This window comes from Micromonospora parastrephiae (assembly GCF_016802865.1).
GTDB classification, from domain to species: domain Bacteria; phylum Actinomycetota; class Actinomycetes; order Mycobacteriales; family Micromonosporaceae; genus Micromonospora; species Micromonospora parastrephiae.
In genome coordinates this window covers 1-9,007 of the sequence record NZ_JAEVHM010000208.1, presented here as the reverse complement: position 1 = coordinate 9,007, position 9,007 = coordinate 1, and the positions used below count along the sequence as shown (strand labels likewise).

The following is a 9,007-nucleotide window of genomic DNA, read 5'->3' as shown; positions in this document are numbered from 1 at the left end:
AGGCGGCCGTGCTCGCCGCGGTCACCGTCCGAGAACCCGCCGCCGGGACGGGATCGGTCAATGGCGTTCCTCGGCGAACAGCTCGAGCCGGGTGTCGCCTTCGCCCGGCAGCGGCGTGAGACGCCGGTCTGCTGTGCCTCGGCTCCGCTCGCTCACGCGCCGCCTCGTCGAGGACGGACACGGGGGTACGTCGTTCGCTCACTGGGGCAGTCTAGGCAGCAGGGAGGCCGCGTTGTCGCCGACGCCGTACTGACCCGCCTTCTTCTCGGTGAGCTGCTGCACCAGGGCGAGGCTGGTGACCAGCTGGCCCTGCACGGTGTTGGCGTTGTCGACCGTGGAGATGGTCTGCGCCAGCACCGGGTCACCGCGGACCACCGCCACCAGGTTGCCGCCGACGGAACCGTTGCCGCCCACCACGATCGACCCGGTCCGGTCGAACTGCTCGGCGATCTTGACGACCGACTCGTCCCGCTTGTCGGAGTCCTTGTCGACGTACGGCTGCCCGCTGACCACGACGACCGCCTCCGCCGAGCCGGTGACCTTGTTGCTGTCGGTGGTCAGGTAGCCGGCGTTGTTGTACGCGGCGAGCACCGCCCGCCGGTCGGCGTCGCTGACCGGCGCGGCGCCCTGCGACCGGTCCAGCAGGACGCTGGCCAGCAGGGCGCTGGAGGTCTCCACGCCGTGCCCGTTGCCGGGCAGGCCGGTGGTCTGCGCGGTCGGCCGGGCGGCGGTGACGGCCAACTCCAGCAGGTTGGAGTTGTTGTCCGGGTTGACGAACTTGTCCTGCAGGTCGACCCGGCCGGTGATGGTGGCGCCGGCGAGCTGGAGCTTCTTGAGCACACCCTCGGTGTGGTCGCGCCCGTTGGGCAGGCTGAGCACCACGACCCGGCGCCCGGTGAGGGTGCCCGGCAGCACGACCTGGGACATCTCCTCGGCGAACTCCTCCTCCAGACCGAGCTGCTTCTCCATGTTGCTGACCGTCTGGCGCCACTGCTGATTGTCCTTGCGCAGGCCGGTGACCTGCTCCTTGAGCGAGTCGGCGACCGGGCCGTTGAGGGCGGCCGTGCCGACCACCAGGCCGATCGCCAGAGCCAGGAAGACCGCGGTGAGGGACACCACGTGGTAGCGGAAGTTGATCACGCTTGCAGCCTCTTGATCGGTCGGGAACTAGAAAAGCCGGTACAGCTGGAACACGAAATTGTCCCACCACTCGGCGACCACGCCCAAGTACGCCTTGCCGACGGTCGAGACGGCCACCGCGGACGCCATCGCCGCGATCGCCGAGAGCACGAGCAGCAGCAGTGACGAACCGGAGATGCTCTGCCGGTAGAGCCGGCTCACACCCTTGGCGTCGACCAGCTTGCCGCCGACCTTCAACCGGGTCAGGAACGTCGAGGCCATCCCGCCGCGACCCTTGTCCAGGAATTCGACAAGCGTGGCGTGGGTGCCGACGGCGACCAGCAGCGAGGCGCCCTTCTCGTCGGCCAGCAGCATCGCCAGGTCCTCGCTGGTCGCCGCGGCCGGGAAGGTCACCGCCGGGACGCCGAGACCGTTGACCCGGGGCAGACCCGGCGCCCGCCCGTCCGGGTAGGCGTGCACGATCACCTCGGCGCCGCAGCGCAGCACGTCGTCGGTGACCGAATCCATGTCCCCGATGATCATGTCGGGGGTGTAGCCGGCCTCGACCAGGGCGTCGGCGCCGCCGTCGACACCGATCAGCACCGGCTTGAACTCCCGGATGTACGGGCGCAGCACGTCCAGGTCGGCCTTGTAGTCGTAGCCGCGCACCACGATCAGGCAGTGCCTGCCCTGGATCTGCGTCTCGATGTCCGGGACGCCCACACCGTCGAGCAGCAGGTCGCGCTCCTGGCGCAGGTAGTCCATCGTGTTGGCGGCGAACGCCTCCAACTGCACCGACAGGCCCTCCCGCGCGTCGGCCATCGCCTTGGCGACCGACTCGGCGTCCTGCAGGCTGCCGTGCGCCACCGGTTCGTCGCCGGCGAAGACCGTGTTGCCCTCGATGCGCACCTGGTCGCCCTCGCGGATCTGCTCGAAGACGCCCTCACCCAGGTCGTCGAGCAGCGGAATACCGGCGGCGATCAACACCTCCGGGCCGAGATTCGGGTAACGGCCGGACACCGAGGGCTTGGCGTTGAGCACCGCCGCGACCCCGACGGCCACCAGTGAATCGGCCGCCACCCGGTCCAGGTCGACGTGGTCGATGACCGCGATGTCACCCGGGCGCAGCCGGCCGACCAGGCGCTTTGTCCGGCGATCGAGGCGCGCGGTGCCGAGGACCTGGCCCGGCTCCGCGTTTCGGTTCCGGCGCAACGTGGGTAGACGCATCGTGACCATCCTGGCATGTGAGGCAGGCTTTTCTGTCGCGACATGCCTGAGCAGGGCCGCCTACCCAGGGAAGCACACGTCGGCACAAGCCGGTGTGCTTGCGCTCACAATACGCGGCGTCACGGCCGCCTTTCCTTTGCGGCTACGGCCAGAAGCTCCTCGGCGTGAGCGATACCCAGATCCGAGTCGGGCAAACCGGCGAGCATCCGGGCCAGCTCCCGGGCCCGCTCGGTGTCCTCCACGACCCGTACGCCGCTGGTGGTCACCGCGCCGCCGGTGTCCTTCGCCACCACCAGATGCCGGTCGGCGAACGCGGCCACCTGCGGCAGGTGGGTGACCACCAACACCTGGTGACTGCGGGCCAACCGGGCCAACCGGCGGCCGATCTCCACCGCCGCCTGACCGCCGACCCCCGCGTCGACCTCGTCGAACACCAGGGTGGGCGGCCCACCCGAGCCGGCGAAGACCACCTCGATGGCGAGCATCACCCGGGACAACTCACCACCGGAGGCGCCGCGCTGCAACGGCAACGACGGCGCGCCCGGGTGGGCCAGCAACCGCAGCTCCACCTCGTCACCGCCGTCCGGGCCGACACCAACCTCGACACCGCCGACCGACAGCGCCGGCTCGGCACGCCCGGCCGGGCGGGGCAGCACCGCCACCTCGATCCGGGCGTGCGGCATGGCCAGCCCGGCGAGCTCGACCGTGACCTGGTCGGCGAAGCGCACCGCCGCCTCCTGCCGCGACGCCGACACCCGGCCGGCCAGGTCGGCCACCTCACCGGCCAACCGCTGACCCTCGCGCTCCAACTCGTCGAGCAGATCGTCGGAGATGTCCAGATCGGACAGACGGGTGCGGGCCCGGTCGGCCCAGGCGATCACCCCGTCGACGTCGTCGGCGTACTTGCGGGTCAACGCGCGCAGCGCGGCCCGCCGCTCGTAGACGTGCTGCAACCGGGCCGGGTCCGCGTCGAGCGTCGCCAGGTACGCCGACAGCTCCGCGGACACGTCGGTGACCAGGGTGGCCGCCTCCTCCAGCCGGGCCGCCAACTCGCCCAGCGCCGGATCGGTGCCGGCCTGCGCCTCCAGGGTGCGCCGCGCCGTGCCGAGCAGCGCCGCCGCGTCCGGCGTCTCGTCGGCCGCCTCCGCGCCGCCCGCCACGCACAGCTGCGCCAGCTGCGCCGCCGTACGCAGCCCCTCGGCGTGCTCCAGCCGCTGCGCCTCGGTCTTCAGCTCGTCGTCCTCACCGGGCTGCGGATCGACCCGGGTGATCTCGTCGAGGCCGAGCCGCAGCAGGTCGGCCTCCTGGTTGCGCTCGCGGGCGTTGCGCCGCCGGTCGGCCAGGTCGTCGACGATCCGCCGCCACCCCGTGTACGCCTCGCGCAGCGCGTCGAGCAGCTTCTCGTGCGCCGGGCCGGCGAACCGGTCCAGCGCGGCGCGCTGCTCGGCCGGGCGCAGCAGTCGCAGCTGGTCGGACTGGCCGTGCACGGCCACCGCCTGCTCGCCGACCTCACCGAGCATCGACACCGGCATGCTCCGGCCACCGACGTGCGCGCGGGAGCGGCCCTCGACCGTCACCGTGCGGCTCAGCAGCAACGAGCCGTCCTCGTCGGGTTCACCGCCGGCCTCGGTGATGCGGGCGTACACCGCGTCGGCGACCCGGCCCTCCAGCCGCAGCCGACCCTCCACCACGGCCCGGCCGGGTTGGGCACGGACCCGCCCGGCGTCGGCCCGGCCGCCGAAGAGCAGGCCGAGACCGGTCACCACCATCGTCTTGCCCGCACCGGTCTCGCCGGTGATGACGTTCATCCCGCCGGTCAACGGCAGCGTCGTGTCGTCGATGACGCCCAGCCCAGTGATGCGCAGCTCTTCCAGCACAGCACCCGACAGTAGACGCGAGGCACGACAGTTGACCAGCCGACAGGCGCCGCTGGTGGGTCCCGCAGCGGCCCGCACCTGGCCGACGTACAGTTCTGCCCCGTGTTGGACGTGATCGGCCTGACCCCCGCCGAGGAGGAGTTGTACCGCTGCCTGCTGCAGCTCACCACGGCCCGGATCGACGAGTTGGTCCGCCGGATGCACCGGCCGCGGGCGCAGGTCGTCGCCGAGGTCGAGGCGCTGCGCGGCAAGGGCCTGGTGCAGTCCACCGACACCGACCCGGACGCCCCGCTGCGCCCGAACGCCCCGGACGTCGCCCTCGGCGCGACGCTGCTGCGCCGGCAGGAGGACCTGGAGGCGGCCCGCCGTCGGGTCACCCAACTGGCCGAGGAGTACCGCTCCGGGCTGCGCCGGCACCACGTCGACCACCTGGTCGAGGTGATCACCGGCGCCCGGGTGCTGCGCGACCGGCTGCGCGATCTGCAGAACTCGGCGCGTACGGAGGTGCTCTGGTTCTGCCGGGCCAACCCCCTCGCCATGGCCGGGCCGGAGAACCTGGAGGAGTTCGACGCGCTGGCCCGTGGGGTGAGCTACCGGGCCATCTACGAGCGGGAACTACTGCTGGAACCGGGCGCGCTCGCCGACCTGGCCAAGGGCGTCGGCGCCGGCGAACAGGCGCGCGTGCTGGACCGCCTGCCGGTCCGACTGGCCATCGTGGACGCCCGCACGGCCATCTGCCCGCTGGTGCCCGACCGCGACGGCGGCGAGCCGAGCGCCGCCGTGATCGGCCGCAGTCAACTGCTCGACGCGCTGATCGCCCTGTTCGAGAGCCACTGGCGGGTGGCCACCCGGTTGCGGCTGGAGGACCCGCTCACCGACCCGGTCGGCGACGGCCGGCGCACCGATCCCGACGACCGCCCCGCCGACGGCTACCGGCCGGACGCCGACGAGGCGCGCCTGCTGTCCCTGTTCGTGGCGGGCGTACCGGACAAGTCCATCGCCTCCCAGCTCGGGGTGAGCCGGCGGACCGTGCAGCGGCGACTCGCCGAGCTGATGGCCGCCGCCGGCGTGGACACCCGACCGGGGTTGGCGTTCCAGGTGGCCCGGCGCGGCTGGATCTGAGCGCGGAAGGGCCCGCCGTCGAAGCGACGGCGGGCCCCACGTCGAGCGGGCAGACGACCCGCTCAGGTCAGCGCAGCCCGTACGCGTCCACCACGGTCTGGTCGACGGCGTTCCCGGCCCGGTCCCGGGCGTGCACCCGCAGCGAGACGGTTCCGTGCCCGGCCGGCACCGTCGCGGTGTACCGGGTACCCGATCCCCTGGTCGGCGCGGACCGCCAGGTGACGCCCCCGTCGAAGGAGACCTCCACCCGGACGCTGGTGCCCGTCGGCGCGGGAACCCCGGCCGGCTGGCGCAGGGTCAGCCCCAGCTGGTGCGACCGGTCGCCGCGTACCGTGCCGAGCAGGTCGGCCGGCACCCCGTAGTCCACCTGCAACAGCGACAGCGGCTCGGCCGCGGCGCCCGACGGTCGGGCCGAGGTGAACTCCCAGGCCGTCGCGGTCCGCGTGGCGTAGCGCCACTCGGCCGAGGACCGTCGCGTGGTCACGTCCAGGCGGTAACGGGCCGCCCCGGAGCTGGTGGGCACCGGCGCCCAGCCGCCGGACAGATCGGCGATCTGCTGCCCGTCGCGGCTGACCCGGGCCTCGACGGTGTCCGACTCCTCGCTGTTTCCGGCCACGCTGTGGTGGCCGTCGGCGTCGACGAACTCGGGCACCCGCAGGTCCAGGATGTCACCGGTGCGGGTGGGCACCGGCGCCCCGCTGGCCGGTACGGCCGGGCGGACCACCGGCGCGTGCCAGGTCTCGGTCTCCCGGTCGTCGGCGGCGTAGCGCCGGGGCTCCTCGGTCAGACCGCCGGTCAACTGCCCCCACTGCATGAACATGGACCTGTGCAGCACCCGGTGCTGCCACCAGTTGTCCCCGGCGCTCACGAACTCCTGACGGGTGGTGCCGTTGCGGACCATCCGCTGGTCGTCGTTCCAGGCGTACTCCTGCCACGGACGCCAGCCGAACCGCTCCTCGCTGGCCCACCCCGCGCCCATGTCGCCGTAGCTGGCGGTCACCTCGGCGGTGTTCTTCGCGGTCACCGTGTGCACGATCAGCTCCGGCACCCGCCCCTTCGACACCTGCCACACGTCGTACAGGTAGGGGCTGTCCACGGTCAACGTCAGGTCCAGCGTCGCCCGGCCCTTGCGCGCCGCGGCGATGAGCCGCTGCCCGTCGTCGTACGCGACGACCATCGACGGAATCGGCAGCCGCTCACCGGCCGGCCGCCAGACCGTCCACGCCGAGCGGTCCTCCGGCCGGACGATCAGCACCGCCGTGGCGCCGGCCGCCGCGGCTGCGGCGACCTGCTCCTCCTCCGTGCGGTCCGGGTCGGCGGCGAGCAGCGCGGCGGCGCCCCGCACCCGGGCCAGGTCGGCGGAGGTTCCGGTGCCGGCCCAGACCAGCGGCAGTTTCCGCCGACCGGTCGGCGCCGGCGACGTGCCCAGCAGGTTGATGTCCGACGGACCGGACACCCCGCTGATCGTCGCGTCCACCATCGGCGCGACGAGCTGCCAGCGCGAGGCGAACTCGAACTCACCCTGACGCACCTGGCGGGTCGGCGTGACGTTGACCTGCTGGACGGTGCTGTAGGCCATCACGCCGTGGTCGATCTGCCGGCCGTTGCCCAACACCCGGTGCAGGTAGTAGCTGAGCGTGGCCCGCTGCTCGCTGGGCTTCGGCGTCTCGATCCGCACCGGCGTGCCCTTGCGGGCGTCGAGCACCACGGTCAGGTCCCGGTCGACGGTCAACTCCGGCTCCACGGCCTGGGTCACCTGCTCGTCCAGCGGGGCGCCGTGCTCGACCAGCGCGGTCAGCAGGTACGTGCCCTCCTCGACCTGCAGGGTGCCCTCGCCGGGCCACCAGCCCCAGAAGTCCGACTCGGGCTGCTCACCGAAGAGGGTCAGCCCGGGCGAGAGGGTCAGCTGGCCCTGCCGGTCCAGCACCTTCACGGTGACCTGGTGCAGGGGGCCACTGACGGTGAGCCCGACCGGAGTGCGCACGGCGACGCCGTCCGTACCGGTCGCCACCAGCCAGCCACCGTGCGGGCCCCGGGCCAGCTTCGCCGGGTCGGCGCGCAGCGGCACCGCCACGCTGCCACCGGCCGGCACGCTCACCTCGCCGGAGGCGACGGCGACCCCGTCGGGCTCGGCCGCGCCGCTGTCCAGGTTGCGCAGCTCCAGGGCCAGCCGCAGGGTCTGCGCGGCCTTCGTGCCGTTCGTGTACGTCACGGTCCGCTCGACCGCCGCGCCGCCCGTGGTGATCCGACCGAAGTCCACCGTGGACGAGCCGTACACCTGCTGCTTGAGCGCCCGCGCCACGTCGACCCGTCCGCCGCCCTGCTCGAAGACGGTCAGCGCCGGGTTGGCCTTCGTGGTGCTCACCAGCGCGTCCTTGAGCTTCCCTGCCGCCCAGTCCGGGTGCTCCTGAGCGAGGATCGCCGCCGCGCCGGCCACGTGCGGAGTGGCCATCGAGGTTCCGGACGCGGTCGTGTAGGCGTCGCCCACCGGCGTACCCATGGTGGTGCCGGCGGCCCGCGCGGCGACGATGCCGACGCCCGGCGCGGTGATCTCCGGCTTGAGGCCGTTGTCGCCGAGACGCGGACCACGGCTGGAGAACTCCGCCAGGTTGTCGTCGCGGTCCACCGCGCCGACGGTCAGCGCGGCCGTGGCCGCGCCCGGCGAGCCGACGGTACGCGCGGCGCCCGAGTTGCCGGCGGCGACCACGAAGAGAGCGCCGGTCTCGGCGGTCAGGTCGTTGACCGCCTGGCTCATCGGGTCGGTGCCGTCGGTCGGGTCGCGCCGAGGCTCATGCTGACGACCTTCGCGCCGGAGTGGGCGGCCCACTCCATGCCCGCGATGATGGCCGAGGAGCTGCCGGAACCGCCGTCGTCGAGCACCTTGCCGACCAGCAGCCGCGCGCCGGGCGCCACGCCCTTGCGCAGCCCCGCCGAGGCGGCGCCGCTGCCGGCGATGGTGGCCGCGACGTGCGTGCCGTGGCCGTGGCCGTCGCGGGCGCTGCCGCTGCCGGAGAAGTCCTGCGCCTCGGCGATCCGCCCGGCCAGGTCGGGGTGGGTGGCGTCGACGCCGGTGTCGAGCACGGCCACCGTGACGCCCTTGCCGTCCCGACCGGCCGCCCACGCCGCCGGGGCGCCGATCTGCGGCACGCTGTGCTCCAGCGTCGGACGCACCCGCGCGTCCAGCCAGACGCGGGCGATCCCGCCGCCCAGCTTGGGAGCGGTGGCCGTGGCCCGGCTCCTCGGGGTGGCGGCGAGCGTGGTCCACAGGCCGCCCAGGTCGCCCTTGCCGACCCGCAGCGCCGCGCCGTTGATGCTTCCCAGGGGGCGGGCCTCGGCGGCGACGGCGAGCGGTCGGACCCGGCCGGCGGCCGGCTCCTGGTAGCGCACGATCAGCGGCAGGTCGCCCTGCGCGGCGTCGCCGTAGCCGTCGGCGGCCAACTCCTGCACGTCGAACAGGTTGGCGTCGAGAACACCGCTGGAGACGTAGGGCAGGGCGTCGCTGGGCAGCACCCGCAGCCCGCCGTCGACCTCCAGGGTCTGGAAGATGACCCGCTCGCGCCCGGGCCCCGGGCGGACGGTGGCGGCGACCCGGCCCGGCGCCGCCGGCGCGAGCTCCACCTGGTCGCCGGTGATCAGGGTGACGCGGACGGGCGTGGCGCCTG

Annotated in this window: 6 protein-coding genes; 1 reads left to right on the top strand and 5 read right to left on the bottom strand. The window is 73.5% G+C overall.

Features of this window, described 5'->3' with window-relative positions; translation table 11 throughout:
• Window positions 1–198: 198 nt before the first annotated feature.
• From JNW91_RS26850 to recN, 3 genes are all read right to left on the bottom strand, one after another.
• Complete coding sequence (locus JNW91_RS26850; RefSeq protein WP_203178190.1) at window positions 199–1,140, bottom strand: copper transporter; 942 nt, start codon at window positions 1,138–1,140, stop codon at window positions 199–201.
• Window positions 1,141–1,167: 27 nt separating this feature from the next.
• Complete coding sequence (gene steA, locus JNW91_RS26845) at window positions 1,168–2,346, bottom strand: putative cytokinetic ring protein SteA (protein ID WP_203178188.1); 1,179 nt, start codon at window positions 2,344–2,346, stop codon at window positions 1,168–1,170.
• A 119-nt stretch (window positions 2,347–2,465) separates the two neighbouring features.
• Window positions 2,466–4,223: a DNA repair protein RecN gene (gene recN / locus JNW91_RS26840; protein WP_203178186.1), complete on the bottom strand. Its 1,758-nt coding sequence runs from the start codon at window positions 4,221–4,223 to the stop codon at window positions 2,466–2,468.
• Window positions 4,224–4,325: 102 nt separating this feature from the next.
• Here recN and JNW91_RS26835 point away from each other — a divergent pair, with 102 nt between their 5' ends.
• The gene (locus JNW91_RS26835) at window positions 4,326–5,345 is read left to right on the top strand and encodes a helix-turn-helix domain-containing protein (RefSeq protein WP_203178184.1); all 1,020 of its coding nucleotides are present in this window, start codon (window positions 4,326–4,328) and stop codon (window positions 5,343–5,345) included.
• A 67-nt stretch (window positions 5,346–5,412) separates the two neighbouring features.
• On the opposite strand, the gene JNW91_RS26830 is transcribed toward JNW91_RS26835, so the two are convergent.
• Entirely contained in the window at window positions 5,413–8,100 is a 2,688-nt protein-coding gene (locus tag JNW91_RS26830) for a S8 family serine peptidase (protein ID WP_255545297.1), read from the bottom strand.
• A partial coding sequence (locus JNW91_RS33250; RefSeq protein ID WP_255545296.1) for a S8 family serine peptidase occupies window positions 8,097–9,007 on the bottom strand: 911 nt, incomplete at its 5' end. The genes JNW91_RS26830 and JNW91_RS33250, both read right to left, overlap by 4 nt.